Here is a 25,595-nt window from a genome sequence, read left to right on the forward strand (position 1 = left end):
GAGGGTCTGAGAGGCAATGGCGACCATACAAAATCGAGACGTGACCGGAGATGAAGACGGGATGCGTCTGGACCGCTGGTTCAAGGAGCATTATCCGGGTCTGTCCTTTGGTCAGTTGCAGAAACTGATGCGCACCGGGCAGGTGCGGGTGGATGGCAAGCGCGTGAAGACCAACATGCGTTTGATGAAGGGCCAACAGGTCCGTATTCCGCCGCTGGCGACCGATGAGAAATCCACCAATGCCGCACCGAAGCGGGCTATGCCGCGGGTTGATGACCGGGATGAAGATTTTCTCAAATCGGTCCTGCTTTATGAAGACAAGGATATCTATGTCTTCAACAAGCCTGCCGGATTGGCAGTGCAGGGCGGCTCGGGCATGAGCCGTCATGTGGACGGGATGCTGGAATCCCTGCGGGACAAGCACGGGCAGAAGCCGCGCCTTGTGCATCGCCTTGACCGGGATACGTCCGGCGTGCTGGTGGTGGCGCGCAGGCGCTCCGTTGCAACGGCCCTGACCAAGGCCTTTCGCGAGCGTTCGACACAGAAAACCTATTGGGCGTTGGTGCGTGGTGTGCCCAAGCCAAAGCAGGCACGCATCTCCACCTATGTTGCGAAATATCAGGCAGAAGATGGCGACCGGATGCGGATTGCCCGTCATGGGGATGATGGGGCACAGCATGCCGTTACCCATTACTCGGTGGTGGAACAGTCCGGACAGAAATTGTCCTGGCTGACGTTGAAGCCCGTGACGGGCCGGACCCACCAGCTGCGTGTGCATGCCGCCTATATGGAATGTCCGATCATTGGCGACCCCAAATACTTCAATATCGATAATTGGGAGCTGCCTGGCGGTATTCAGAACAAGCTGCATCTGCATGCGCGACGGATCCGCATTCCGCACCCAAAAGGCGGCATTCTGGATGTGACCGCGCCATTGCCTCAACATATGCAGCAGAGCTGGAACCTGCTCGGCTTTGACGTTTCCAACTATGATCCAGACATCGAGGATGAGCTGGGCAACGAGAATTGATTGCCCATTCTCTTTGCCGCCTGTAATCGATTAGGACCCTTTCCCAAGGATCATGAGCATGAGCCTCAAGCTGTTTATCTTTGACTGCGACGGCACCATCGTCGACAGCGCGCATACCATTGTCGAGGGCATGGAGCACGCCTACCGTCTGCATGATTTGCCGTCCCCGGGCGAAGCGGCAACCCTGTCGATTATCGGCCTGTCCTTGCCGCAGGCGGTTGAGCAACTGTCACCGGGGATCGCTGTGGAAGCGCGGGATTTGCTGGTCAACAGCTACAAGGATTTTGTCATCGCCAAGCGAGAAGGTGGCGATGCGATCGAGCATCTCTATGAGGGTGCGAAAGAGGTGATCGAGGCTCTGGCCGCGGAAGAGACTTATCTTTTGGGTATCGCGACGGGCAAGGCTTATCGTGGCGTGCTGCATCTGTTTGACAGCTTCGGCTGGCACGATCATTTCGTCACTGTCCAAACCGCTGATCGCGCGCCGTCAAAACCCAATCCGGGCATGATCCTGCAGGCCATAGCCGAGACCGGTGTCGCGCCAGAGGATACGGTGATGATCGGCGACACCAGCTATGATATCGAAATGGCGGTCAGTGCTGGGGTGCGCGGTGTCGGTGTCACCTGGGGCTATCATCCGGCTGTGGAGTTGCGGGCCGCTGGCGCTCATCATCTGGTGGATGATTATGCCGCGCTTGATCAGCTGCTGCGCTCACTCTGACAGCTACAATCGGACAAGAAGAGGAATGGTCATGTCGGACAAGGAAAATTCCACCGATCCTGATGCGGTTCAGGCCCTGTTTGGGGACTTTGTTCCGGGTCAGCAGGACAGCACCACAAATCCGATGATGCGGGCCAAGGAAGTGATGAAAACGCCCTTGCCCAAGCGCTTCTACAAGGCAGTGTCTATCGCTGCCGATGAGGAGGGTGGTCATCGGGTTTTGCTGGATGGTCGGCCGATCCGAAGCCCTGCGAAACATCAGGTGTCTGTGCCGTGCGAGGCAATTGCCAGGGCACTGGCGAGCGAGTGGGACGCCCAGACAGACAAGATCAACCCTGCGACCATGCCTCTGACCCGTCTGGTCAATTCCACCATCGATGGGGTGGAGGATGCGCGCGAGGCGATGCTTGACGAGATTGTCTCCTATCTCAATCACGACTTCATCTGTTACCCGGCTACCCACCCTGAACGACTGGTTGATCGGCAACAGGCGCTTTGGCAACCCGTGCTGAAATGGGTTGAGGAGCCGCTGTGCGGGCGTTTTGTTCAGGCGAACGGCATCATGGCGGTGGAGCAGAGCCCGGTCATGGGGCAGGCCCTGCGGGCCGAATGGCAGGGGTTGGATATCTTTCAGCTGGCAGCGCTTCACACCATGATGACAATCACCGGTTCGGTCTTGTTGCCCTATGCCTTCTGGAAGGGCTTTTTGACCTCGGATGCCACATGGGCGGCTGCGATGGTTGATGAGGACTGGAATATTGAAATGTGGGGCGAAGACGAGGAAGCCACCAAGAGGCGCGTCTTCCGTCGCGCGGATTTCGATGCTGCCATCCTCGTGCTGGACGCGCTACGGGGCTGACTGTCAGCCCCGTTTGATGGTGGTGGCCAGAGCTAATCTCTAATGCTGATCCATGGCGACAATCTCGGAGGTGTCGAGCTTCTCGAGCATCGCACTGATGTCTGTGCCATTGAGCTGGAAATCCGGAGCAATGTCTTTCAGAGGCACCAGAACAAAGGCCCGTTCCGTCAGATAAGGGTGGGGCAGCGTCAGATCCGGATCATCCATTGTGACATCCCCATAGGTGAGAATATCGAGATCGATGATCCGCGGCCCCCAACGCTCTTCGCGCACGCGGCCCATGCTGGTTTCCACTTCCAGACAGGTTTTCAGTAGCTCTGTCGGGGTCAGGGTGGTTTTGACCCCGGCGCAGGCATTGACGAATTCGGACTGATCGGTCTTGCCCCATGGCGGGGTGCGGTAAAAGCGTGAGCGCGTGGTAACCGTGACGCCGGGCTTGTTGGCCAATGCGGTCAGGGCATCTTCAATGGCTATGGATGGATCACCGATATTGCCACCAAGGCTGATGAAAGCTTCGACTTTCCGGGCTTTATCACTCATAGATCATAATCCTTGCGTGTACGGTTGATCTCGACGGCGACATCTCTGACGATGGCCGGGATCGGGGCCTCGGGCTTGCGCACCTTGACGCGAATAGCCTCGATCTTGCCCATATTCCGAAGCAGGTCTTCGGCCACGGCCTCCGCCAAGGCTTCAATCAATTGAAAACGGCGCTCGGTGACAATGGTCTCGACACGCTTTGCAATATGGTCATAGCGTACGGTATCACCATCATTGTCACTTTTACCAGCTAAGCGAAGGTCGAGGAAGCAGTCGAGATCGAAGTAGAAGCGCTGACCAAGGCTTGCTTCCTCCTGATAGACCCCGTGATAGGCAAAGAAGGCAAGATCTCTAAGAATGATTCGATCCATGGAATCAGCTCCCTTGAGGGTTGAGAATGGCACCTGCGACAGCGAGGGCGTCTTTGTGGGCGGCGACGTCATGGACGCGGAAGATGGAAGCCCCTTTTTCCAGTGCCAGAACATTGGAGGCCACAGTTCCATGGACGCGGTCTTGCGCTTCGCGCCCCGTCAGGGCTCCGATAAACCGCTTGCGTGAGGTGCCGATCAGCAAGGGATAGCCCCAGCCGATCAGGGTTTCAAGGCCATTGAGGATGACCAGATTGTCATCAAGATCCTTGCCAAAACCGATGCCGGGGTCAAGGATGATACGGTCTTCGGACAGGCCTGCTGCCTGAGCGATGGCGATGGAGCGATCAAAGAAGGCTTTCATCTGGTCAATCAGGCCGAGGCCAGCCTGCTTTTCGGTTTCCCAGTGGTTGATGATGACCGGGGCCTGATGGTCCGCCGCAGCCTTGGCGATGTCTGGATCGCGTTGAAGCCCCCAGACATCATTGACGATATGAACGCCCGCTTCGAGCGCCTTGGCCGCGACGTTGGCCTTGTAAGTGTCAATCGACAAGGCGCAGCCGAGATCCTGCTCGATAATCGCGCGAATGGCTGGCAGTACCCGCGCCAACTCTTCGGATTCGTTGACCGGCGTGGCATCTGGACGGGTCGATTCACCACCGATGTCGAGAATATGTGCCCCTTGCTCTGCCAGTTGCCGGGCATGGGCGAGGGCGGCATCTGCGGCGATAAACTGGCCGCCATCGGAAAAAGAATCCGGTGTGACATTGATGATGCCCATGATCAGGGGCATCTGGCTGGGGCGCCATTGGATCGGACCCAACGGGCGTGCGGCATCAAGACCCGGCATCTTGCTTTCCTTATTCTGTCCTGTGATGCTTCATTGTTAGCGCATCCCCGCTCCGGACCCAACAACAACAGACGCAAAGGTGGGGATGGTGGAAAGACAGGCGCACAGAAAAAGCCCGGCAAAGCCGGGCCTTTCATATCTCAGCCGATCTTCACATTGCGCAGGTCGCGCGCGATTCGATCGTAGATCTGAGTCAGTTCGGCGGTATATTCCCGCCAGATATACAGCCAAGCGACACTGATGAGCGCCACGATCAGGATATATTCCATTGCGGCCGATGCGTCTTCATCCCCGAAGAAGGCCGTTATGGATGTACGGATCATCTCTTCTGCCTCATATGCTATGCGTCTTGATGCGTCTGCAGGTTAGCTTAATGAGACGTTAATGAATACAATCTTGGGTTTATTTCCGCTCGGGTGGTTAATATCGACAGGGGGCGCACGGTTTGGTGGCAGAGGTTGATTTTTCAGAGATTTCAGCTGATTGCCGGTCAGTTGGTCGTTTCTCCGAATAGTTGTTCGAACTCTTCGCGCAGGGTCATGTCCACATCACTCATGGTCAGGGGATAGCCCAGATCGACGAAGCTCGTTACCCCATGCTTGGCGATGCCACACGGCACGATACCGCCATAATGGTCGAGGTCTGGCTCAATATTGAGACTGATGCCGTGGAAGGTGACCCATTTGCGGACCCGAATGCCGATGGCTGCGATCTTGTCCTCAACGCCGGGGCCTTTTTCCGGCCGCTCCACCCAGACGCCAACACGATCCTCCCTTCGCTCACCCTTGATATTGTGGGCGGCGAGGGTGTTGATGATCCAGGATTCAAGGCTGGCAACGAACAGGCGTATATCCTGCGTCCGGCGCTTCAGATCAAGCATGACATAGGCAATGCGTTGGCCGGGACCGTGATAGGTATATTGGCCGCCCCGTCCGGTTTCAAAGACATCGAATCGGTCGGGTGCCACCAGATCACTCGGGTCGGCACTGGTTCCGGCGGTATAAAGTGGGGGATGTTCCAGCAACCAGACGCATTCTTTGGCCTCTCCGCGCGCAATGGCTTCGATTCTCTGTTCCATGAAGGCAATCGCTTCGGGATAGGGGACTTGTCGGTCGGAAACCAGCCATTCCACCACATCTCCGGTCTTTGACGCCATCGGTCGAGGGGTGTCGGGCTTGGTCAGAATGTCGCTGCGATCAATGTGGCTGTTGGTCATTGGGGCTTCGATCTGTGGTCAATTTGCTGGAGCGGACGATTGTCTGTCGCTTGTTAAGCTTTCATTTACCATAAGCGATAACACTTTGTTAATGTCCGACATCGTCAATCCGTGAGAAACACGGAAAAGGTGAAACGTGCCAGATCTAGACAGTATCGCAATTGACATCTCCGTTGAGCTTGGCTCGACCTCTATCCCCATCCACCAGCTGTTGCGCATGGGGCGTGGGGCCGTGATCGAACTGGATGCCAACGAGGAAGATGATTGTCTCATCAAGGCCAATGGCACGCCGGTGGCGCTTGGTCAGGTGATTTTGCGCGGCGAAAAAGTCGGTATTTCGATTACCAAGGTTCTGTATCGCAGTGTCGACTGGCGACCATTGCGCGGGATCAACCGCGTCGGCACCTGATAGCATCTATTTAGGCATTCTTGCTTGCCTGTTCCAGAGGGTGAGGTGCTGCTGAGCAAGTGGGACTCTGGGAAAAATCGATTAAATCGTATCCTGTCATACGCTTTCCACATTTGTTGTTGATCGCACCTTTAAACGCTTGTGCGGCCAAAATGAATTTGCTAGTTACACGCCACCAACGAGGCGATTATCGCTTCGACGTTCAAGGCTTGCGGCCGTGGCGGAATTGGTAGACGCGCAGCGTTGAGGTCGCTGTGGGGTAACACCCGTGGAAGTTCGAGTCTTCTCGGCCGCACCATCTACCCGAAAGGGTTTGACAAACCACCTGCTGCCTTCATGGCCGGGTGGTTTTGTGTTTTCAGGGCCATCCATTTTTGCACCAGTGCTCAAGCGCCAGCCACGCCTACGAAGCCGGGCGTCGGATGATCTTGCAATTGTCTTCATAGTATCAAGTTATTGACCGGGTTTTCTGTTGTTGCCTGCCGTTGCGCATCGCTTTGCGCTGTGTGTGTCTGGAGGGAAATTTTGAAAGAATATTGACAATGAGTATGTCATGATGAAAAACTTGCAAAAACACTCAGAGGTGCCATGAGCAATTCCAGTTCTCTTTACGAACGGCTGACCGAGGCAGCGCAGGTGGGGTCAAAATCCCACTGCGCAATTGCCCGTTTCATGCTGGCTCGTTTCAAGGATTTGCCGTTCGAGACAGCTGCGTCGCTGGCCGAAAAGGTTCAGGTGAGCGAGGCGAGCATTGGGCGCTTTTGCCGTGCCATTGGCTATGCCAATCTGAAGGATCTGAAAGATCATCTCAAGGACGATATCGGCGACCAGCCCTGGTTGATCAAGGATCGGCTGGATGCCTTGCGGGCTGCTCCGGGCAAGCGGGAAGAGCGACTGTCAGACGGACTGCAGGCGGAAATGGCCAGTCTGGTTGCTGTCTATGAACTGGCGCGAACCGAGGCATGGCAACGATGCGTCGATCGGTTGGCACTTTGCCCGCAGGTTTTTGTCGCCGGTTTTCAGACAGAGCGGGGTCTGGCTGCTTATTTTGCCCATCAACTGACCTATATCCGGCCCGGCGTGCATTTGCTGGATCTCTCGGACGGCAATTTTGCTGATCTCTTGGCCGCTGATGGCGAGCGCTGTCTGGCAATCTTTGAAGCGCGTCGCTATTCGCGTCAGGCGCTGGTTCTGGCAAGGGAAGCCAAGGCCAATGGCATTGCTGTCAGTCTGTTTACCGATCATTTCTGTGACTGGGGCGGAGATCACAGTGACGAACAATTCATGGTCGCGACGCAGTTTCATCAATTCTGGGATTCAACAGCCCATTTGTCACTGCTCTGCAACTTGATGATCAACGATGTCTTTTTGACGCTCGGCGACGAGGCGGAGAAGCGTCTTGATCATGTCTCGCACCTTTATGGTGCCTTCACCGGTCATGTGGGCAATCCTCTGGTGCCCATCTCTGAATAATCAACAAAACAGGACAAAGTCCGAACTCACCTATCCTCATTGAAAGGGAACATAATGTCGAAATTTGTAAAACTTCTGAGTGCTGGCTTGCTGCTGGCAGGTCTTGCCACAAGCGCGTCTGCGGAAAGCCTGCGTCTTGGCACGGAAGGGGCCTATCCTCCGTTCAACTATACCACTGCGGATGGCAAGATTGAGGGATTTGACGTTGAAATCGGTCTTGAGCTGTGCAAGCGGATCGGGGCTGAGTGTGAAGTGATCGGTCAGGACTGGGATGGCATCATTCCCGGTCTGATTGCCGAGAAATACGATTTCATTATTGCTTCGATGTTCATCACCGAAGAGCGTAAGAAAAAGGTTTCCTTCACCGACCCTTATTATATGGCTGCCATGACCCATGTGGTACCAAAGGAAAGCGAGATCACCGAGTTCACCGCCGAGGCGATGAAAGGCAAGGTAATCGGTGCTCAGTCCGCCACCACACAGGCCGATTTTGCGGCCAAAGTGTATCCGGATGCGGAATTGAAGCTTTATCCTACCCAGGATGAGGTCAATCTCGATATGACCGCAGGTCGTCTCGATGTGATGGTCGGCGACATGCTGCCGCTGCTCGATTTTCTTGAAAAGACCGATGGTGGCAAATGCTGCAAGCTCGCTGGTGAGCCAATCACCGATCCAAAATTCGTCGGTGAAGGCGTTGGTATCGCTGTGCGGCAGGCAGACAATGATCTGCGGGAGCGTCTGAACAAGGCTCTGGCTCAAATCCGTGCAGACGGCACCTACCAGAAGATCAACGACAAGTATTTCTCCATCGATGTCTATACGATGAAATAAGCCAAGCTGGCTGATGATCATCCTTCCCGGCAGGTTCTTCTTGCCGGGAAGGACAATATTTCAAGCAGACCTTCGCCTCGCCAAGTCCAAAATAGCTAGAGGCAAGCGCAACGGATGGGACAGATGACCTCGCATTTCCAAGGCATTAAAATTGTTGAGGCTGAATTGCGCGTCGTCAGCTTGCCCTTGATCTCACCGTTCGTCGTGTCGAACCAGACGATGACGGACAAGGTCTTCCCGCTGTTGATCTTACGGGCTGATGGGGTGGAAGGGTATGCCGAGGCGGTGATGGATCCGTTCCCCGATTATCTTGAAGAGACCATCCCCGGGGCAATGGCCTTCTTGCGAGATCTCATCCTGCCGCAGATTGTCGGCAAAAGTTTCTCTTCCCCTGCCGAGTTGAACCAGCTGCTCGCCCCTTGGCGTGGCCACAGGATGAGCAAAGCTGTGGTGGAAATGGCCTTTTGGGACCTTTGGTGCAAGACACTTGGTGTGCCGTTGAAGGCGGCTTTGGGTGGCGTGCGCGATGCGGTGCCTGTCGGTGTGTCGATCGGCATTGCTTCGATATCTGAGACACTGGATCGGATCGCTGTTGCGCAACAGGCGGGCTATAAACGTACCAAGCTGAAGATTGCTCAAGGCCATGATCTGGCGTTGCTAGAAGCTGTGCGGTCAAAGTTCCCGGACATCAAGTTGACGGTGGATGCCAACACGGCCTATGGCTTGGCGGATTTGGCGACCTTGAGGGCGATGGATGCATTTCAGCTCGATTATATCGAGCAGCCCTTGGCGGTGGATGACATTCATGACCACGCAATTGTTCAGCGCTCGATTGAGACCGCGATTTGCCTTGATGAATCCATTCGCACAGCTGCTGATTGCCGCAAGGCGCTAGCATCCGAGGCTGCCCGGGTCATCAATATCAAGGTCGGTCGCGTTGGTGGCTATCAGGCGGCGCGGGCCATTCATGATGTGTCCGAGGCTTTTGGAGCGCCGGTCTGGTGCGGTGGCATGCTGGAGAGCGGCATTGGCCGGGCGCATAATATTCATCTCGCCAGCCTGCCTAATTTTACCAAGCCGGGGGATACATCTTCCTCCAGCCGCTATTTTAAGCGCGACATCATCAATGAGCCGCTGGAAGCAAAAGATGGCATGATGCCGGTGCCAATGCATGGGGCCGGGCTTGGTGTGACGCTCGACTGGGCGTTTCTGGATCGTGTCACCTTGTCAAAGGAAAGGATTGCCCTGTGACCCATCCTGTCTGCGGCGAGGATATAGTTCTGCGCGAGCTTTCCGGCATTGTCGAGATGCAACGCTCCGAGGCTTTTCAGATCGAAGCCTGGGGCGAGGGGGAAAAGCCCGACAACGCCGACATCCTGATGGCCCTGCAATCGGAAGGCGGGCTGGTGGCCGGGGCATTTCGAGGCGAGGAGATGCTCGGATTTCTGCTTGGCTTCCCGACCGTCACGCCAGGCTTGCAGCATTCCCACCGTTTGGCCGTGAAGTCGAATTTGCGCGGGCTCGGGCTCGGCGCGAAACTCAAATGGTTTCAGCGAGACTGGTGTCTTGCCCGCGGCGTGACCACGGTGCGCTGGACCTATGATCCACTGCGGGCGGTGAATGCGGGCTTGAATATTGGCGTTTTGGGGGCCGTGGTGCGTGATTATCATGTCGACTATTATGGGGCGATGCCGGGGATGAATGCAGGCCTGCCGTCTGACCGGGTGATGGCGATCTGGCAACTCGATAGTGACCGGGTGCGGGACCGGGTCGAGGCAGGCGGTGCGACAATGTTGCAACAGGAAATCCCGCAAGAGGTTCACATCCCGCGCGACATTGATGCCTTGCTGGCGGAGGACCCAGAGGCTGCGCTGGCCCAGCGGTTGCGGGTGCGCGCCGCTTTGCAAAAGGCTTTCAATGCGGGACGTCAGATTGTCGGCTTCGATAAGGCGCGTTGCAGCTACCAACTCGCCTGAGATAATCAGGCCGCCTCGAGATAGTCATACAAGTGGGACGTGATGGTCTCGACAATGCTCCGGGTTGGGGCATTCTCGACATATGACGCTGTGAAGGAGATATCCTTGAGAACCACATCGGAATCCAGCTCCATCAGAGTGCCGTTTTTCAAGTCCTCACTGACGATGATTTTCGGCAAGGCACAAATGCCATAGCCAGCGCAGACCAGTTCCCTGAGCGCGCCGATGGAGGTGGAGGTGCTGATATTGAGTGGCCCTTCACAACTCGACGATAGCAAGGTCTGAATTTCCTTGCCCGGCCGACTGGACCGAGAAAAGGTCAGCAGCCTTTGCGCAGCAATGTCATTGATGTTCCAAAGGTCATGTTTGCAGGCAATGGCGGGGGTGGCGGCAAAGATCATTTCATAGCCGCAAATGGGCTGATTTTTGATACTGGCCTCGGACACCGGGCCCATCAGCAGGGCAAGGTCAATGTCACGCGCAAGAAGCGCGTTTCGCAAGTTGTTGGTGGTGTCCACTGTGAGCTCGAATGCGATGCCGGGGATGACTTTGCCAACATAGGCCAGAAAGTCTGGCAGCCAGCTGAATGCGATGGTTTCAGCAGCGCCCAGTCGGATGGTCAGGACGATGCGGGTGGTCTCTGAGAAGCTGTCGAGAATCTGCTGATCCAGCGCCATCATCTTTTCTGCATAGGGAAACAATTTGCGGCCTGCAAGGGTCAGTGCCGCGTTGCGGACGTCGCGCTGAAAGACCTCGACACCAAGATCCTGTTCGAGAATCTGGATGCGGGCTGAGACCGCGGGCTGGGTCAAGTTCAGATGCTTTGCGGCGGAGCGAAAGCTGCCCAGGGTCGCAACCCAGTAAAATGTGTCTATGTTTCTGACTCTCAAAGGGAAACTCGCCATGTTTGAGGAGATTGGATCAATACTATGATAAAAATTGTCTATCATGACAGGACAAAAATATCGATTTGATTTTTTCAATGGTTTTGGCATGCTGGATTTGAATAAGGGAAAAGCGGCATGTTTGACTATCAAGAGCTTAAATCGAAAGCCCCGCAGGCCTTGCGTCAGATCATCCGTGGCGGGCAGTATAAGGCCCACACGGCTGGTCTGGCGAAAGGATATCTTCAGGCCAATCTGATGATTTTGCCGCAGGCCCATGCGTTGGATTTCATGCGCTTTTGCCAGCGGAATCCCAAGCCTTGTCCGTTGATTGCTGTCTCCGATACGGGCAATCCGTTCCTTGAGACAGCAGGTGTCGACATCGATATCCGCAGCGATGTACCTGCCTATGCGATCTATCGCGACGGGATGTTGGCGGGGGAGAGCCATGATATCGCGTCGCTATGGACCGATGAAATGGTGACCTTCGCTCTTGGCTGTTCCTTCACGTTCGAGCATGCACTGCTCGAAGTTGGTATCGATGTCTGGCATATTACCAACAACACCACCGTGCCGATGTTCAAGACCTCGATTGAAACCGTCCCGGCCGGGGCCTTTTCTGGTGAGACAGTTGTCTCGATGCGGATGATCCCGGAAGAGCGGGTCGAGGAAGTCTATGGCATTTGCCGGCAGTTTCCGCTGGCGCATGGAGCGCCGCTGCATGCAGGGGATCCCGCGGCCATTGGCGTTCGGGATTTGTTGCGGCCTGACTGGGGTGACATGGCCCCAAGCCTGCCCGGCTGTGTGCCGGTTTTCTGGGCTTGCGGTGTTACACCGCAGGTCGCCATCAAGGCGGCAAGGTTGCCGCTCAGCATTGCGCACAAGCCGGGTCATATGCTGGTGACCGACATACCGGACGGTGCCGAAATACCAATAATGAAACCATAACAATCAACCAACCAGAGCCTGTCCGGCTGGCCCAGCAAAGCGGGCCTCCTCGGGTGGGCAATAAAGTCAACAAAACGGCATTTTGTCACGCTCCCTCTTGTGGGACGGGTGTGAAATGCTTTCAGGGGAATGATACGGAGCATCAAAATGAAAAAGTTTCTACTCGCCTTCACCGCAGCTGCGGCCCTTTGCGCACCAGCCGCCGCCGAGCAACTGAATGTGGTTGGCAGCTGGTCCAGCCTGCCGCTGCATAAAGCCTATGAAGCACCATTTTGGGGTGAGACCCTTCCTGCCGCATCAGGCGGAAAAATCACGACGCAGGTCACGACCCACAACCAGATGAATCTGGGTGTGGCGGACGTGTTCCGTCTGCTGGGACAGGGCGTCTATGATGTGGCTATGACCGTTGGGGACTATGCTGTTTCTGACGCGCCAGAACTGGAAGGTCTCGATGTGCCGCTCGTGGCAATGGATGCCGGCAAGGCCAAAGCAGCGGTGGATGCTGCCCGTCCTATGGTTGAAGAAATCTTTGCCAGCCGCTTCAACTCCAAGCTTCTGGCGATTGCGCCTTATCCGCCGCAGGTTGTTTTCTGCAACAAGGAAGTCGCCAAACTTGACGATCTGGAAGGCCTCAAAATCCGCGCTTCTGGCCGTATGACGGCAAAATTCCTTGAAGCCCTCGGCGCGGAAGGCGTCAATGTGGCCTTCTCGGAAGTGCCGGGTGCGCTGCAGAAGGGCGTTGTCGATTGTGCCGTGACCGGTGCAGGCTCGGGCTATAGCGCTGGTTGGTGGGAAGTCTCCACCCATCTGCTGACCATCCCGCTCGGTGGCTGGGATCCGGTTGTGACCGCGATGAATATGGACAAGTGGAAATCCCTTGATGCCGATACCCAGAAGCTGATCATGGATGAAGTTTCGGCCAAGTTCGAAGCGCCAGCCTGGGAAACCGCGCAAGGTGCGCTGGTCAATGACATTGCCTGCCTGACTGGCAACGGCGAATGCAAGTCTGGCGACAAACGCTCCATGGTTCTGGTGGAAGCCTCTGATGCAGACATCACCAAGGCGCGCGAGATCCTTGAAAGCAAGGTGCTGCCAGAATGGGCCGAGCGGGCTGGCGACGACTGGGCCAAGCGTTGGAACGACAGCGTGGGCAAGGTTGTCGGCGTTTCCATCGCAGCCAAGTAGGACCTGAGTGATGCTCGTAGACAAGGCAGAACAACTTCTCCTCGCCACAAGGCGGTGGAATAGACGGATTGCTCTGGCCACCGGCGTGATGCTGTTGGCTTGTGCCGGACTGGTGCTGGTGGATATCACCATGCGCCAGCTTGGCTCCTCCCTTGGCGGGACGGACGAGATTTCCGGCTATGTCATGGCGATCGCGACGGCTTGGGGAATGAGTTTTGCTCTGACCGAGCTCTCTCACGTACGCATTGATTTTCTGCGGAGCGTTGCTCCGCGGAAAATTCGCGTGTTCTTTGATTTGCTGGCTTTGCTCACCCTCGCGGTGACAGTGGCCGTGATCGCTAAACAATGCTGGCCTGTGGTGGCAACCTCTCTGAAGAATGCCTCCACGGCCAATACGCCTCTCGAAACCCCATTGTCGCTGGTTCAGATTCCGTGGTTTGCGGGCTGGGTCTGGTTTGCGGTGTCAAGCTGGCTGGTGTTTATGGCCGCTTCGATTCTGGTGATCAAGGGGCGGTTCGCCAAGGTTGATCAAACCATTGGCATAGCCAGTGCACAGGAGGAATGGCTGTGATTCCGTTTATCTCCATTGGCCTTCTGGGACTGCTTTCGCTCTCCATTCCCGTCGGTATTGTCCTATTCCTGCTCGGATTTGGTATCGATCAGTTTTTCAGTTTCTTTCCGCTGTTGCGCGGCTTGGGCAATATGGTCTGGTCGACTTCGAACAGCGCCACCCTGATTGCTATTCCCTTCTTTGTGATGCTTGGCGAGATTTTGGTGCGCAGTGGCATTGCCGAGCGGACCTATTCGGCACTTGATAAATGGGTGTCATGGCTGCCCGGCGGCTTGGTGCATGCCAATGTGGCCACAGCGACGATGTTTTCGGCGACCTCCGGCTCGTCGGTGGCCACCGCTGCAACGGTTGCGACCGTTGCCATGCCGCAGGCGGATCGGTTGGGCTATGATCCGAAACTGTTTTCCGGCGCGATTGCGGCGGGTGGCACTTTGGGGATCATGATCCCACCCTCAATCAACCTGATTGTCTATGGCTTTCTGACCCAAACCTCGATCCCGCAACTGTTTCTTGCCGGTTTGCTGCCCGGCGTCATTCTGGCGCTTGGTTTCATGGCCGCAACGGCAGGGCTTTGCACCATCTGGCCGCAGCTGGGCGGCGAAAGACGGACCTTCCCACTGAAGGTGATGATCGGTGGTCTGGCAGAGTTGCTGCCGATTGTGCTGCTCTTCTCGGCAATCATTGGTGCGATCTACAAGGGTTGGGCAACTCCAACCGAAGCGGCATCCGTCGGGGTCGGTGGCGCCTTGGTGATTGCCATGATGTTTGGCGGCGTCTCTTGGCGGATGCTGGCCGATAGCATGATCGGGACGGTCAAGGTGACCTCGATGATCATGCTGGTGATCATTGGCGCGTCCTTTCTCAACTTCACCCTGTCGGCAGCTGGTCTGTCTCAAGAAATGCGCAACATTCTCGACAATCTCGGGGTGGGGCCTTTGTTGACCATTCTGGTGGTGGTGCTGGTCTATATCGTGCTCGGCTTCTTCATCGAGACCCTGTCTTTGATGGTGGTGACCATTCCGATTGTTGTGCCGATTGTTACCGGCCTTGGCTATGACCCGGTCTGGTTCGGCATTCTGATGATTGTACTGATCGAAATGGCTTTGATCACGCCACCGGTTGGGCTCAACCTCTATGTGGTTCAAGGGGCGCGAAAGAGCGGCAATATGAGCGAAGTGATGCTGGGGGCGGCACCCTATGCGTTGATCATGCTGTGTATGGTGGGTGTGCTGATCGCCTACCCCGATTTGGCGCTCATTTTGCCGCGCCTGCTGCAATAGTTTCAAGACAAAGGAAATGGCAATGCAATTTCACTGCAATGGTACGGCGATTGAAATCGCCGTCGACCAGCTGATCGTGGCTGGCTGGACTGGACGCAACATCGAGGCGGTTCAACATCATATCGACGAATTGGCGGCCATTGGTGTGGCGCCTCCTTCGACGGTGCCGCTTTATTACCGGGTGTCGAATGCCTTACTGACACAGGATGATGCCATTCAGGTGGTGGGCGAGGAAAGCTCTGGCGAGGTGGAGCCGTTGCTCCTCAAAGTGGCGGGCAATCTCTATCTGGGTCTTGGCTCTGATCACACCGACCGGGGGCTTGAAGCCCATTCTGTGGCCGCTTCCAAGCAGATTTGTGCCAAACCGGTGGCATCCGAGGTTTGGGCCTTTGACGAGGTGGCAGATCATCTGGATCAGATCGAGCTGAAATGTTCGATCAAGGAAGATGGTGCTTGGGTTGCCTATCAGGATGGCACCTTGGCGAGCATTCGCCCTCTGGCCGAGCTGATGGCAGGGGCTGACTTTGCCGACAATATGGCGATGCTGTGCGGCACCCTCGGGGCTATCGGCGGTGTGCGTCCGGCCTCTGACTACAAAATGGAAATGGTTGACCCGGTGTTGGGGCGCAGCCTTGCCTTTGGCTATCAGGCGCGCAACCTGCCAGTGATCAGTTGAACAAGTGATCAGTTGAACAAATGAGAGATGCGCCGGGTGTGTAGCCGGTGCTTCGCTTTGTGCTTCAGCCTGAAGGAGAGAACAATGTCAGATCCGTTTGAATGGTCGGCCCAATCGGCCCCTAGTCGTCTTGACGAAACGATTGCGCGGGTTGCGGACGACAGCAAGGACGTGCGCCATGTGTTCACCCAGTGTTTCTTTGATGATGCTGTGAAGCAGGCAGCTTGTGTGGCTTCTTCTGGTGATGATTCTGTTTTGGCGGGGGCACTGGTGTCCATCAAGGATCTATTGGATGTCAAAGGCCATGTCACCAAGGCGGGCACCCGCTTTATGGCCAATGACCCTGCTGCGTCAGAAGATGCCGATGTGGTGGCGCGGTTGCGTAAGGCGGGAGCGGTACTGCTGGGCCATACCAACATGACCGAGCTGGCCTATTCGGGGCTGGGGCTCAATCCCCATTATGGCACACCGATGAATGCGCTGATTGACGGGGCCATTCCCGGCGGCTCGACGGCTGGCGGGGCGGTCAGTGTGGCGCGTGGTCTGGCGGATATTGCGATCGGTACAGACACAGGTGGGTCCTTGCGTATTCCGGCTGCCTTCAATGGCATTGTTGGTTTCAAACCGAGCCAGAAGTCGGTGTCCCGGTTGGGCTGTAAGCCCCTGTCTCGCAGCCTTGACAGCATAGGGCCGATGGGGCGCAGTGTTGCGGCCTGTGCGGCGGCCTATCGTGTCATGGCTGATGATGGGGCCGAGACGGATAGGGAAGTCATCGCCGAATTTGTCATACCGACCAATTATGGCATGGATGATCTGGCGCCTGAGGTTGCGGCGGGCTTTGCTGCCTGCGTCAATGACCTCAGAACGCGCGGCTACCAGGTTTCGGAGTTGGCACTCGATAGTCTTGAAGCCCTGAAGTCTCTGCCGATCTGGCAGTTCTCTTCCATCGAGTCCCGCTCCGATTATGATGCAGCCTATCAGACCCAACGCGGCATTATGGATCCGCGTGTTGCCAGTCCAACCCGGATGGGGCGGGCGGATGAGGTGGATGCAGTCTCCTATCGCAAGACCCTGAATGAACGGGACCGATTGATTGCTCTCTTTGCCGAAGAACTCGCGGGACGGGTGCTTCTGATGCCAACGGTGCCGATTCTGCCGCCAAGCTTTGCGCAGATGGAGAAAGATGAAGACTATTCCCGCCTCAATCTTCAGGTGTTGCGCAATCCCTCGATTGCCAATGTCATGGATTGCTGCAGTATCTCGCTTCCCCAGAGCCATGACGGCAAGCCGTTCGGGTTGATGCTGACAGCGCTTGACGGGTCTGATCTTGGCCTGTTGGCTCTGGCGGAAGCAATCAATGGGCAGTGATCATGCCGTTTCATGACTCCGGCTTGTGGTGAGCTGCGCGTGAGGCAGAATTGATCCGGAGGGCTGGCAATTGCGTATCGCCCCTATGAAAGATCATTCTGTCTCACACCGCGCCGGGGTCATCCATGCTGAAATCCATTGCCATCCTTTCCGGGCTGGTTTTTGCCCTTCCTGCCATTGCCAACACGGTGCCCGATGATATTCGCTCCGAACTGTCGGGGCCGGAAAAGATCGGTGAAGTCAAAGTCCGCTTTCTCGGTATTCGGATGTATGATGCTGCGCTGTTCACCAAGGGGGGCGATGCTTTCCGTTGGACACGGCCCTTTGCTTTGGAATTGACCTATGCCCGCAGCTTTGCTCGTGAGCGGCTGATCAAAGCGTCTGTTGCTGAGCTGGAGCGTATAGAAGGGGAGCAACCCGACCATCAGGCAGTCGCAACCAAGCTCAAAAGCTGTTTCCGCACAGTGCGTGCATCTGACCGATTTGTCGCGATTCCCGATGGTCGCAATCTGGTGCGCTTCTATTTCAATGGCACTCCAACCTGTGCCTTGCGGCATCCGGGCATTCGCGAGCGGCTGTTGGGGATCTGGCTGTCGGACACGGCCCGTGATCGCCGCTTGAGCCGGCTGCTGCGCGGTCTTGACTGATCCTGACGATCACCCGGCAATTAAGGGAAGCCGCATTTTCTGGATCTTTGCCCGGATGCAGGTGCTATGCATGCGTAAATTTGCTGAATGAGGTGAAATCGGACTTGATGTTGCAGGGCGAATTGCTGCACAAGGGGGGTGAGATAAACAGCAGCAGCAGGGAGGAATTGAGGTGCAAGTGAGTCTTCTTGAACCAGCCGCCAACCCTGCATGGTCCGATGTGCGTGATGAGCGCGGCATGATTTCGGCTGAATTCTTCCATCAGATCGATGAGGCGATTGAGGCGCGGGATAGCGACCTTCTGGTCAGCCTCACGCAGGATCTGCACGAAGCTGACATGGGCGATATCATCGAGGCGCTCAGCCCGAAGCATCGTACCGATTTCCTTGAACTTCTGGGGCAGGATTTTGATTTCACCGCTTTGGTGGAGTTGGACGATTCCTTGCGTCAGAAGGTTGTCGAAGGCCTGTCCAACGATTTGATCGCTGAAGGGATCAGCGAACTCGACTCCGATGATGCGGTTGTCATCCTTGAGGATATGGAGGAAGGGGATCGGGCCGAGATTTTGGCCGCCTTGCCGGCGATGGATCGGATCCAGCTGTCCCGCTCCCTCGACTATCCCGAAGATTCAGCCGGGCGACGGATGCAGACGGATTTTATCGCCGTCGCGCCATTCTGGACCGTTGGTCAGACCATTGACTATATGCGCGAGACGCCCGATCTGCCGGACGAGTTCAACCAGATCTTCGTCATTGATCCGGGGCACCGCCTGTTGGGTACCGTGTCGCTTGACACAATGCTACGATCCAGACGTCCGACGAAGATTTCCGAAATCCAGCATGAAGAGCGCCATTATGTGATGGCAACGCAGGATCAGGAAGACGTGTCGCGCCTGTTCGAACGCTATGATTTGCTCTCCGCTGCTGTGCTCGACCAAGGCGAACGTCTCGTCGGCGTGATCACCATTGATGACATCGTTGACGTCATTCACGAAGAAGCCGAAGAAGACATCAAACGACTGGGTGGTGTTGGTGACGAGGAAATCACCGATACGGTACTGGAAACGGCGAAGTCCCGCTTCACATGGCTGTCGGTTAATCTGGTCACTGCCATTCTGGCTTCCTGGGTGATTTCCATATTCGACACGACCATTCAACAAATGGTCGCGCTTGCAGTCTTGATGCCGATCGTTGCCTCTATGGGGGGCAATGCCGCCACGCAAACCATGACGGTGGCCGTGCGTGCTCTCGCAACTCAAGAACTGGACAGCTTCAACGTGTTGCGCGTTGTCTCGCGTGAGGTGTTGGTGGCAGTGCTCAACGGGCTTGCTTTCGCTCTGATCCTTGGCACCATTTCGGCCTTGTGGTTTGGCAACTATCAGCTGGGTGTTGTGATTGCCGTTGCCTTGGTGGTCAATCTCTTTTGTGCTGGTCTTTCCGGTATCCTCATTCCGCTCGGTTTGCAGAAAGTCGGGGTCGATCCGGCCATTGCCTCGTCCGTTTTTATTACCACAGTGACTGATGTTGTTGGCTTCTTCGCCTTTCTCGGGCTTGCTGGCTGGTGGTTCGGACTGCTCTGAAAGGGTGGTTTCACGATACTTTTTCGTGTTTTTCCCATCTTTTTGGATGACTGGGCCTAAGGACCCTCTGTTAAAGCGCATATTGCTCTGGACAGTCCGTTAAACTACGCGCTATTTCTTGGGGTTAGGGTATCTTGATTGTCTGGATACCGTTGCGGTAATGTGATTGATCCGACAGGAAGGGAATGGCAATGCCTCCGCCGATCAAGGGCATCTTGGAAACGCCAGTCTATGTCGATGACCTTGCGCAGTCACACGCCTTCTACAACGGAATTCTGGGTTTGGAGCGCATGCTCGATGGCGACAGGATCAATGCCTATGATGCTGGTCCGTCTCAAACCCTGTTGGTATTCCTCAGAGGCGTCTGTGAGGCCGACACGACCATTTCTGGTCAGTTGGTGCCGGGTCATTCCATGGATGGTGTTGGCCATTTTGCCTTCCGGATCGACAAAAGTGCGCTTGCTTGCTGGGTTGCCTATCTTGAGGAGCAGGCTGTTGCCATCGAAAGCCGGGTTACCTGGCCTGCCGGTGGGCAAAGCATCTATTTCCGGGATCCCTTTGACAATGTTGTCGAACTGGCCACAGCGGATTTGTGGCCGAATGATCCAGACAAGGTTGGGAGTGCAATTTGAAGCGAAGTTAAATGGGCTTAAACTTATGCAAAATAGGTGTAATTTTAAGCCTATTGACTTTTACGTTAATTGCCTCAATAGTGGAGCATGGAGGCTCAATGGCTGACTATCTGACTATCACTGAACTGACGAACGAGTTCGGTCTGACGACCAGAACCTTGCGGTTTTATGAGGATGAAGGGCTGATCAAGCCTGTGCGTCGCGGGCGGCAGCGGCTTTATCGCCCCAGTGATCGAACACGTTTGAAACTGATCCTGAGAGGCAAGCGGTTGGGCCTGTCCTTGGGTGAAATCAGCGAAGTCATCGATATGTATCGCCAGCCTCCTGGAGAAGCGGGACAGTTGAACCTGCTGATCGAGAAAATCGAGGCGCGTCGCCGGGATATGCAGCAGAAGCTGTCGGATATCAAGGAGACACTGGCAGAGCTTGATGCGGTGGAAGATTCCTGCCGTTCAAGACTGGAAGAGTTGGGCAGCGTCTCCTAAAGCTGCCCCTTGGAAGCGCGCCTCCTGTTGCATGCAAGATATTGCGGTATCTCGCGGGAGGGTGCTGATAATGGCGGATTTCGTGATCCGGGCGGACAATTTCAAAGAGCGCGTCGAGCGCTCTTTTGCCAAGCAGAGCTTTCTCATTCAGATGGGGGCTGAAGTCACCCATATTGCGCCGGGCGAGGTTGATATTGCCCTGGCAGCGCGGGATGGCCTGCAACAACAACATGGCTTCTTCCATGCCGGGGTCTCGACGACACTGGCAGATTCAGCTGCTGGCTATGCGGCCTTTACCCTGTTTGCGGCTGGCGACGGGGTGCTTTCCAGTGAATTCAAGATCAATCTGCTGAACCCCGCCAAGGGGGATCGGCTGGTTGCGCGTGGGCGGGTGATCAAGCCCGGGCGGATGCTGACCATTTGTCAGGGGGATGTCTTCAGCTACTCGGATGACCGGGAAACCCATGTCGCTACCGGGCTTTTCACCATGGTGCGGGCAGAGGGAATGGAACCGTAAACACAGCGTGTGTGGACCGGCGAGCAACAATCAAAATCAATATAAAAGCAAGTCTGCCAATGCCCCATTGCGGGACCCTGTGAGGAGGGGTGGCGGGAAAGGGAGGAAAGAATGAGCCTGTCTAATCAAGGGCCAATGTTCAATTTCAATCTCGGCGAAACCGCCGACATGCTGCGCGATGCGGTCAACAGCTTTGCCAATGCGGAGCTGGCGCCGATTGCCGCCCAGATCGACCGGGACGATGCCTTCCCGCGCGAGCTATGGACCAAGATGGGCGATATGGGCCTGCTTGGCATCACCGTGCCGGAGGAATTCGGCGGCTCGGATATGGGGTATCTGGAGCATGTGGTGGCGGTGGAGGAATTGTCCCGCGCCTCGGCGTCGGTTGCCTTGTCCTATGGGGCGCATTCCAATCTGTGTGTCAACCAGATCAACCGCAATGGCAATCAGGCGCAAAAAGAGAAGTATCTCCCTAAACTGATCAGCGGTGAGCATGTCGGCTCATTGGCGATGTCCGAGCCGGGGGCCGGGTCTGATGTGGTGTCGATGAAATTGCGGGCCGAGAAGAAGGGCGATCGCTATATTCTCAATGGCTCGAAAATGTGGATCACCAATGCGCCAGATGCGGATGTGTTGCTGGTCTATGCCAAGACCGATCCGGAAGCCGGGCCAAAGGGTATCACAACCTTTCTGATCGAGAAGGATTTCAAGGGCTTCTCCGTGGCACAGAAGCTCGACAAGCTTGGCATGCGCGGCTCAACCACCGGCGAATTGGTGTTTGAGGATTGTGAAGTGCCTGAGGAGAATGTCGTCGGTACAGTTGGCAAAGGCGTGCATGTGTTGATGTCTGGCTTGGATTATGAGCGGACGGTGCTGTCCGGCGGGCCGTTGGGGATCATGCAGGCCTGCATGGATGTGGTGCTGCCTTATATTCACGAGCGCGAGCAGTTCGGCAAGCCGATTGGCACGTTCCAGCTGATGCAGGGCAAAATCGCCGATATGTATGTCAATATGAATGCCTGCCGGGCCTATGTCTATCAGGTGGCGCAGGCCTGTGACCGGGGTGAGACCACCCGTCAGGATGCCGCCGGGGCCATTTTGATTGCGGCCGAAAAGGCCACGCAAATGGCGCTGGATGCGATCCAGATTCTGGGTGGCAATGGCTATATCAATGAATATCCGACCGGTCGCCTTCTAAGAGATGCCAAGCTGTATGAAATCGGCGCCGGCACGTCCGAGATCCGCCGTATGTTGATCGGGCGCGAATTGTTCAATGCCACGGCCTAGACCTCAGCGGGTTTAAAGGCTGGACATCAGAAGGGGCCTCATAGGGGCCCTTTTTTGTGCCTTTGTCCGCCGTGGGGCAATTGGTGCTTTCGGTGACATGCTTTTGCCATAAGAAAGGTCTTGTCTGAGCGAAAGCCCTTCTGGAGGAGAATGCAATGTCCTTGAAAACGCAACTCATTGTCGGAGCGAGCGCTTTTTGTCTGGCGCTTGGTGTCAACAGCCTTGCTTTGGCCAAAGGGGCGCAGAGCCCCTATGACACGATCTATGAAGTGATCGCTGATACCAACCTCAGGGCCGCACCTGAAGCAGGCTCCAAGGTCAAGGTGCCCCTCGATAAAGGCACTGAAGGAGTGGTCATGCGCTGGTGTCGGGACGAGTTCAACTTCCGCTCCTGGGCCTATGGCTCTTTGTCCAAGCGTCGGGCGATGCTGAAGGTTCGGGTCTGCGAGGTGCAGGTCAATGGCACCATCGGCTTTGTCGATGCCAAATTTCTTGATCCGATGTGATCTGTATAGCCGATGACTAATTGGGTTTCTTTGGTGGGGTTTTGGCGGCGAACAGGCCAAGAACGATCAGTGCCAAAGCAGCCCAAGTGGTCAAGGCCACCTCTTCTGATAGCAAAACAGCCCCCATCAGAACCCCGAAGATCGGGATCAAATTCATTCCCAATGCGAAGAAACTGGCGCCAATGGTGCCGATCAGGCGATAGCGCATGATGGTCGCCACCCCGGTTGGCAGCAGCCCAAGATAGATGAGACTGAGCCAACTGGTGCCATCGATGGCTGCAAAGTCCGGCATGCCCTGAATGGATGCAAGCAGGACAAGCTCGACCGACGCCATGCCCAGAATGATTGTGGCAAGGCGGGTCGGTGGAATGTCGGTGATCTTGCGGATCATCGCACCAGACAAGGCATAGCAGAGCGAAGCGCCCAGAACAGCAATCTGTGCCAGAATATGCCCGTTGCCCAAATCAGCCAGAGCACCGCGTCCGACCACCAATGCAATACCCGTAAAGCCGAAGCTAATGCCAATCAGTTTGGGCAGATTGATCTTGTCGTCATGGGTGGTCAGGTGGCTGAGGATCAATGCCAGCAAGGGGCCTGTGCCCAGCAGCAATGACGTCACACCTGCCGAAATGGTCAACTCTGCCCACGAGATCAGCAGGAAGGGCACTGCGACATTCAACAGTGAGACCACCAGTAGAAACGACCAACTCTTGAGGCTTTTGGGCAACATCAGGCCACGATAGAGTGCCCATGGCAACAGAACAGCAAAGCCGATGCAGACCCGGATGGCCGCCAGCCAGAAAGGACCGGTTTGCGGCACCGCCACCTTGATGGCGATGAAGGCCGATGCCCAGACGATGGTGAGGAACAGAAGGCCGGATAAATCAAGCGGTGTCGGTTTGCGAATGGTATTTGGCGGCATCGCGTGATTGTCCTATCAAGCTATGAAGTGGGCAATGGGGGCTCAAGCCAAGGAAACATGGCTGAGAAAGCAGGCAGGTAGAGGCAAAGAGGCGCTTATCCAGCGCCCCTATAGGGGATTCTGGCTACTAGAAATATGCTGTCATGGCAAGAGGTGATGGGCCATCTTGTTGGAACGGGAGAAAAACTGCCGTCGAATGAGCACTCCTGTGACAAAGGTTGTTGCTGCCATCAGCAACAGGGGATCAATGAACCAGCCAAACAATGCGAGCGAGAAGAAAAAAGCGCGCAGGCCCAGATTGAAGTGGCGCCCGGCGAGCGCATTCATTTCGGCAACCTGTTCGATGGCCACGACCATCTCCTGTTCATCGACCATCACATGGTCCGGTTCAAAATCCTCATGATAGGGGAGGGCTCCAATCAGGATCGAGGTGTAATTGAACAAACGGTAGGCCCAGCCGAATTTGAAGAAGGCATAGACATAGATGCAGATCAGGATCAGGGCCTTGATTTCCCATAGGGTGCGGGTCGTCTCTACGGGAAGCGGTAAATCGCGGGTGATCTGCAGGGCCAATTCGGTCGAGTTCAACAAGGCAAAGCCTGCGCCGATCGCCAGCAGCGAGGTGGATGCAAAAAAAGCGGTCCCATTTTGCAGGCCACTGATAATGGCGGTGTCGACCATGCGCAGTTTGCGGCGTGCCATGGTTTGCATCCATCGGCGGCGATGGGCATTCATCATGCTCGACAAGGTTCGTTTGCGCAAAGGTGAGTGATCGGCGAGATAGGAAAAGCCCACCCAGAAAGCGACATACCAACCCAGTCCGATCAGGTCGATGAGGGTGAATGGTTCCATTAGTACAAATCCCTAGAGTCTGAGTTCAAGTCGCATTTAGCGCTGAATTGCCGTAACGTTACAGGTTCGGTTCGTCACTATTCTGACACATTACACACACTTTTGTGAGTCCCTAGCTTATTGATTCATCGTTGAAATCTGAAGTCCATAGGAGGTTTGCGTCTGATGCATGCCTTAATGATTGCTATTTCCTTTCCAAGAGATTAACACAGGCTCACTCCACCGCAGCCTGAGGGCGAGCGGTACCAACATAGTCAAGTGACAGCTGAGGCGACATGGACAAAGAAGTCGACGTTTCTTGTTGGGGTGTCACAATGAAAGCCGTATTGGCGCTAGGCGCTGTTTTGGCCATTGTGTATTTCTTCGGAGCATTCGAGACAGCGGTTGTCGCTGTTAGCTAACGAAAACACCTGACATTGTTATTCTTTAAAAAAAGCGTGGGGCAGCCCGCGCTTTTTTTGTTTTGGGCCTGCTTGCAAAAACGGTTCGAATTTGATCCTCTTGAACCCAATGTGAAAAGAGGAGGCCGACGTGGCACAAGAGATCACCGTAACCTATAAGCAACTGATCGCGGCCGCCGAAGCCGAAATCGATGTGATTGACGTAGCAGAGGCCATGACCTTGCTCGACCGTGAGGATCATGTCTTTGTCGATATCCGCGACATTCGCGAGTTGGACAGGGAAGGGCGGATGCCCGGCGCGCTCCATGCGCCGCGCGGCATGCTCGAATTCTGGGTTTGCCCAACCAGCCCCTATCACAAGCCAATCTTTGCCGAAGACAAAAAATTTGTCTTTTTCTGTGCCGGTGGTTGGCGCAGTGCTTTGGCGGCCCAGCAAATGCAAGCCATGGGCCTGAAACCCGTCGCGCATATGTCCGGTGGCTTTGGGGCGTGGAAAGAGGCAGGTGGGGCCGTGGATGCGGTTGAGGACTAGGCAGGGTGCGTTCCGAAGGGATAATCACACTCTATTGCTAGCCGGAGCGC

At 55.7% G+C, this 25,595-nt stretch carries 30 protein-coding genes and 1 tRNA gene; 23 read left to right on the top strand and 8 right to left on the bottom strand.

Annotation, left to right across the window (positions count from 1 at the left end; all coding sequences use genetic code 11):
• Window positions 1-16: 16 nt before the first annotated feature.
• Genes FDK21_RS03860 through FDK21_RS03870 form a run of 3 tightly spaced genes read left to right on the top strand, consistent with a single transcriptional unit; the run spans window position 17 to window position 2,610 of the window.
• A complete protein-coding gene (locus tag FDK21_RS03860) occupies window positions 17-1,030 on the top strand; it encodes an RluA family pseudouridine synthase (protein ID WP_138147554.1) in 1,014 nt (337 codons plus the stop codon).
• A gap of 58 nt (window positions 1,031-1,088) precedes the next feature.
• Window positions 1,089-1,751 carry an HAD-IA family hydrolase gene (locus FDK21_RS03865; RefSeq protein WP_246657476.1) on the top strand — a complete coding sequence of 221 codons (663 nt, stop codon included), beginning with the start codon at window positions 1,089-1,091 and terminating at the stop codon, window positions 1,749-1,751.
• A 31-nt stretch (window positions 1,752-1,782) separates the two neighbouring features.
• A complete protein-coding gene (locus FDK21_RS03870) occupies window positions 1,783-2,610 on the top strand; it encodes an ATP12 family protein (RefSeq protein ID WP_138147556.1) in 828 nt (275 codons plus the stop codon).
• Between the two features lie 39 nt (window positions 2,611-2,649).
• Here FDK21_RS03870 and folK read toward each other — a convergent pair whose 3' ends face one another.
• From folK to lipB, 5 genes are all read right to left on the bottom strand, one after another.
• Window positions 2,650-3,150 carry a 2-amino-4-hydroxy-6-hydroxymethyldihydropteridine diphosphokinase gene (folK, locus tag FDK21_RS03875; protein WP_138147557.1) on the bottom strand — a complete coding sequence of 167 codons (501 nt, stop codon included), beginning with the start codon at window positions 3,148-3,150 and terminating at the stop codon, window positions 2,650-2,652.
• Window positions 3,147-3,521, bottom strand: a complete 375-nt coding sequence (gene folB / locus FDK21_RS03880; protein WP_138147558.1) for a dihydroneopterin aldolase — start codon at window positions 3,519-3,521, stop codon at window positions 3,147-3,149. Before folB ends, folK begins: the two co-directional genes overlap by 4 nt.
• A 4-nt stretch (window positions 3,522-3,525) precedes the next feature.
• Window positions 3,526-4,368 carry a dihydropteroate synthase gene (folP, locus tag FDK21_RS03885; RefSeq protein ID WP_138147559.1) on the bottom strand — a complete coding sequence of 281 codons (843 nt, stop codon included), beginning with the start codon at window positions 4,366-4,368 and terminating at the stop codon, window positions 3,526-3,528.
• Between the two features lie 140 nt (window positions 4,369-4,508).
• On the bottom strand, window positions 4,509-4,691 hold the full coding sequence (locus FDK21_RS03890; protein WP_138147560.1) for a hypothetical protein: 183 nt from the start codon (window positions 4,689-4,691) through the stop codon (window positions 4,509-4,511).
• A 167-nt stretch (window positions 4,692-4,858) separates the two neighbouring features.
• Entirely contained in the window at window positions 4,859-5,524 is a 666-nt protein-coding gene (lipB, locus tag FDK21_RS03895) for a lipoyl(octanoyl) transferase LipB (RefSeq protein WP_246657506.1), read from the bottom strand.
• A 196-nt stretch (window positions 5,525-5,720) separates the two neighbouring features.
• On the opposite strand from lipB, the gene FDK21_RS03900 reads away from it, so the two are divergent.
• The 6 genes from FDK21_RS03900 (at window position 5,721) to FDK21_RS03925 (ending at window position 10,273) form a co-directional block, all read left to right on the top strand.
• The gene (locus FDK21_RS03900) at window positions 5,721-5,993 is read left to right on the top strand and encodes a FliM/FliN family flagellar motor switch protein (RefSeq protein WP_114009086.1); all 273 of its coding nucleotides are present in this window, start codon (window positions 5,721-5,723) and stop codon (window positions 5,991-5,993) included.
• A 211-nt stretch (window positions 5,994-6,204) separates the two neighbouring features.
• Window positions 6,205-6,291: transfer RNA gene (locus FDK21_RS03905), tRNA-Leu, on the top strand.
• 290 nt (window positions 6,292-6,581) lie between these two features.
• On the top strand, window positions 6,582-7,466 hold the full coding sequence (locus FDK21_RS03910) for a MurR/RpiR family transcriptional regulator (protein ID WP_138147562.1): 885 nt from the start codon (window positions 6,582-6,584) through the stop codon (window positions 7,464-7,466).
• Window positions 7,467-7,520: 54 nt separating this feature from the next.
• Window positions 7,521-8,297, top strand: a complete 777-nt coding sequence (locus FDK21_RS03915) for an ABC transporter substrate-binding protein (RefSeq protein WP_138147563.1) — start codon at window positions 7,521-7,523, stop codon at window positions 8,295-8,297.
• A gap of 123 nt (window positions 8,298-8,420) precedes the next feature.
• Entirely contained in the window at window positions 8,421-9,548 is a 1,128-nt protein-coding gene (menC, locus tag FDK21_RS03920) for an o-succinylbenzoate synthase (RefSeq protein WP_138147564.1), read from the top strand.
• Complete coding sequence (locus FDK21_RS03925; RefSeq protein ID WP_246657477.1) at window positions 9,545-10,273, top strand: GNAT family N-acetyltransferase; 729 nt, start codon at window positions 9,545-9,547, stop codon at window positions 10,271-10,273. The genes menC and FDK21_RS03925 overlap by 4 nt, the downstream gene beginning before the upstream one ends.
• Window positions 10,274-10,278: 5 nt before the next feature.
• On the opposite strand, the gene FDK21_RS03930 is transcribed toward FDK21_RS03925, so the two are convergent.
• Window positions 10,279-11,223, bottom strand: coding sequence for a LysR family transcriptional regulator (locus tag FDK21_RS03930; protein ID WP_348639234.1), 945 nt, complete (start codon window positions 11,221-11,223; stop codon window positions 10,279-10,281).
• Window positions 11,224-11,295: 72 nt separating this feature from the next.
• Between FDK21_RS03930 and FDK21_RS03935 the strand changes: the two genes are divergently transcribed.
• The 13 genes from FDK21_RS03935 to FDK21_RS03995 all read left to right on the top strand — a co-directional run bounded on the left by FDK21_RS03935 (window position 11,296) and on the right by FDK21_RS03995 (window position 22,838).
• Window positions 11,296-12,105 carry a putative hydro-lyase gene (locus tag FDK21_RS03935; RefSeq protein WP_138147565.1) on the top strand — a complete coding sequence of 270 codons (810 nt, stop codon included), beginning with the start codon at window positions 11,296-11,298 and terminating at the stop codon, window positions 12,103-12,105.
• Between the two features lie 147 nt (window positions 12,106-12,252).
• Window positions 12,253-13,290 (top strand): TRAP transporter substrate-binding protein, encoded by a 1,038-nt coding sequence (locus FDK21_RS03940; RefSeq protein WP_114009082.1) that lies wholly within the window; start codon window positions 12,253-12,255, stop codon window positions 13,288-13,290.
• A gap of 10 nt (window positions 13,291-13,300) precedes the next feature.
• Window positions 13,301-13,861, top strand: coding sequence for a TRAP transporter small permease subunit (locus tag FDK21_RS03945; protein ID WP_114009081.1), 561 nt, complete (start codon window positions 13,301-13,303; stop codon window positions 13,859-13,861).
• The gene (locus tag FDK21_RS03950; RefSeq protein ID WP_114009671.1) at window positions 13,858-15,141 is read left to right on the top strand and encodes a TRAP transporter large permease; all 1,284 of its coding nucleotides are present in this window, start codon (window positions 13,858-13,860) and stop codon (window positions 15,139-15,141) included. The genes FDK21_RS03945 and FDK21_RS03950 overlap by 4 nt, the downstream gene beginning before the upstream one ends.
• A gap of 22 nt (window positions 15,142-15,163) precedes the next feature.
• Entirely contained in the window at window positions 15,164-15,817 is a 654-nt protein-coding gene (locus FDK21_RS03955; RefSeq protein ID WP_246657479.1) for a DUF2848 domain-containing protein, read from the top strand.
• A gap of 84 nt (window positions 15,818-15,901) precedes the next feature.
• The gene (locus tag FDK21_RS03960) at window positions 15,902-17,185 is read left to right on the top strand and encodes an amidase family protein (protein ID WP_138147567.1); all 1,284 of its coding nucleotides are present in this window, start codon (window positions 15,902-15,904) and stop codon (window positions 17,183-17,185) included.
• 125 nt (window positions 17,186-17,310) lie between these two features.
• Entirely contained in the window at window positions 17,311-17,832 is a 522-nt protein-coding gene (locus FDK21_RS03965) for a hypothetical protein (protein WP_114009078.1), read from the top strand.
• Window positions 17,833-18,004: 172 nt separating this feature from the next.
• Window positions 18,005-19,411, top strand: coding sequence for a magnesium transporter (gene mgtE, locus FDK21_RS03970; RefSeq protein WP_245418403.1), 1,407 nt, complete (start codon window positions 18,005-18,007; stop codon window positions 19,409-19,411).
• Window positions 19,412-19,602: 191 nt separating this feature from the next.
• On the top strand, window positions 19,603-20,043 hold the full coding sequence (locus FDK21_RS03975; RefSeq protein WP_210238665.1) for a VOC family protein: 441 nt from the start codon (window positions 19,603-19,605) through the stop codon (window positions 20,041-20,043).
• Window positions 20,044-20,141: 98 nt separating this feature from the next.
• Window positions 20,142-20,528 carry a MerR family DNA-binding transcriptional regulator gene (locus FDK21_RS03980; RefSeq protein WP_114009076.1) on the top strand — a complete coding sequence of 129 codons (387 nt, stop codon included), beginning with the start codon at window positions 20,142-20,144 and terminating at the stop codon, window positions 20,526-20,528.
• Between the two features lie 70 nt (window positions 20,529-20,598).
• Window positions 20,599-21,045, top strand: coding sequence for a PaaI family thioesterase (locus FDK21_RS03985; RefSeq protein ID WP_138147568.1), 447 nt, complete (start codon window positions 20,599-20,601; stop codon window positions 21,043-21,045).
• A 111-nt stretch (window positions 21,046-21,156) separates the two neighbouring features.
• The gene (locus FDK21_RS03990; protein ID WP_114009074.1) at window positions 21,157-22,332 is read left to right on the top strand and encodes an isovaleryl-CoA dehydrogenase; all 1,176 of its coding nucleotides are present in this window, start codon (window positions 21,157-21,159) and stop codon (window positions 22,330-22,332) included.
• Between the two features lie 155 nt (window positions 22,333-22,487).
• Complete coding sequence (locus tag FDK21_RS03995; protein WP_114009073.1) at window positions 22,488-22,838, top strand: hypothetical protein; 351 nt, start codon at window positions 22,488-22,490, stop codon at window positions 22,836-22,838.
• A gap of 16 nt (window positions 22,839-22,854) precedes the next feature.
• Here the strand turns inward: FDK21_RS03995 and FDK21_RS04000 are convergent, their stop codons facing one another.
• A complete protein-coding gene (locus tag FDK21_RS04000) occupies window positions 22,855-23,760 on the bottom strand; it encodes a DMT family transporter (protein WP_138147569.1) in 906 nt (301 codons plus the stop codon).
• A gap of 141 nt (window positions 23,761-23,901) precedes the next feature.
• On the bottom strand, window positions 23,902-24,612 hold the full coding sequence (locus tag FDK21_RS04005) for a DUF599 family protein (protein WP_114009071.1): 711 nt from the start codon (window positions 24,610-24,612) through the stop codon (window positions 23,902-23,904).
• Window positions 24,613-25,143: 531 nt separating this feature from the next.
• Between FDK21_RS04005 and FDK21_RS04010 the strand changes: the two genes are divergently transcribed.
• Window positions 25,144-25,545 carry a rhodanese-like domain-containing protein gene (locus FDK21_RS04010; protein ID WP_246657480.1) on the top strand — a complete coding sequence of 134 codons (402 nt, stop codon included), beginning with the start codon at window positions 25,144-25,146 and terminating at the stop codon, window positions 25,543-25,545.
• Window positions 25,546-25,595: the final 50 nt, after the last annotated feature.

The sequence above is a fragment of the Cohaesibacter sp. CAU 1516 genome (assembly GCF_005771485.1).
In the GTDB taxonomy this organism is placed as follows: Bacteria; Pseudomonadota; Alphaproteobacteria; order Rhizobiales; family Cohaesibacteraceae; genus Cohaesibacter; species Cohaesibacter intestini.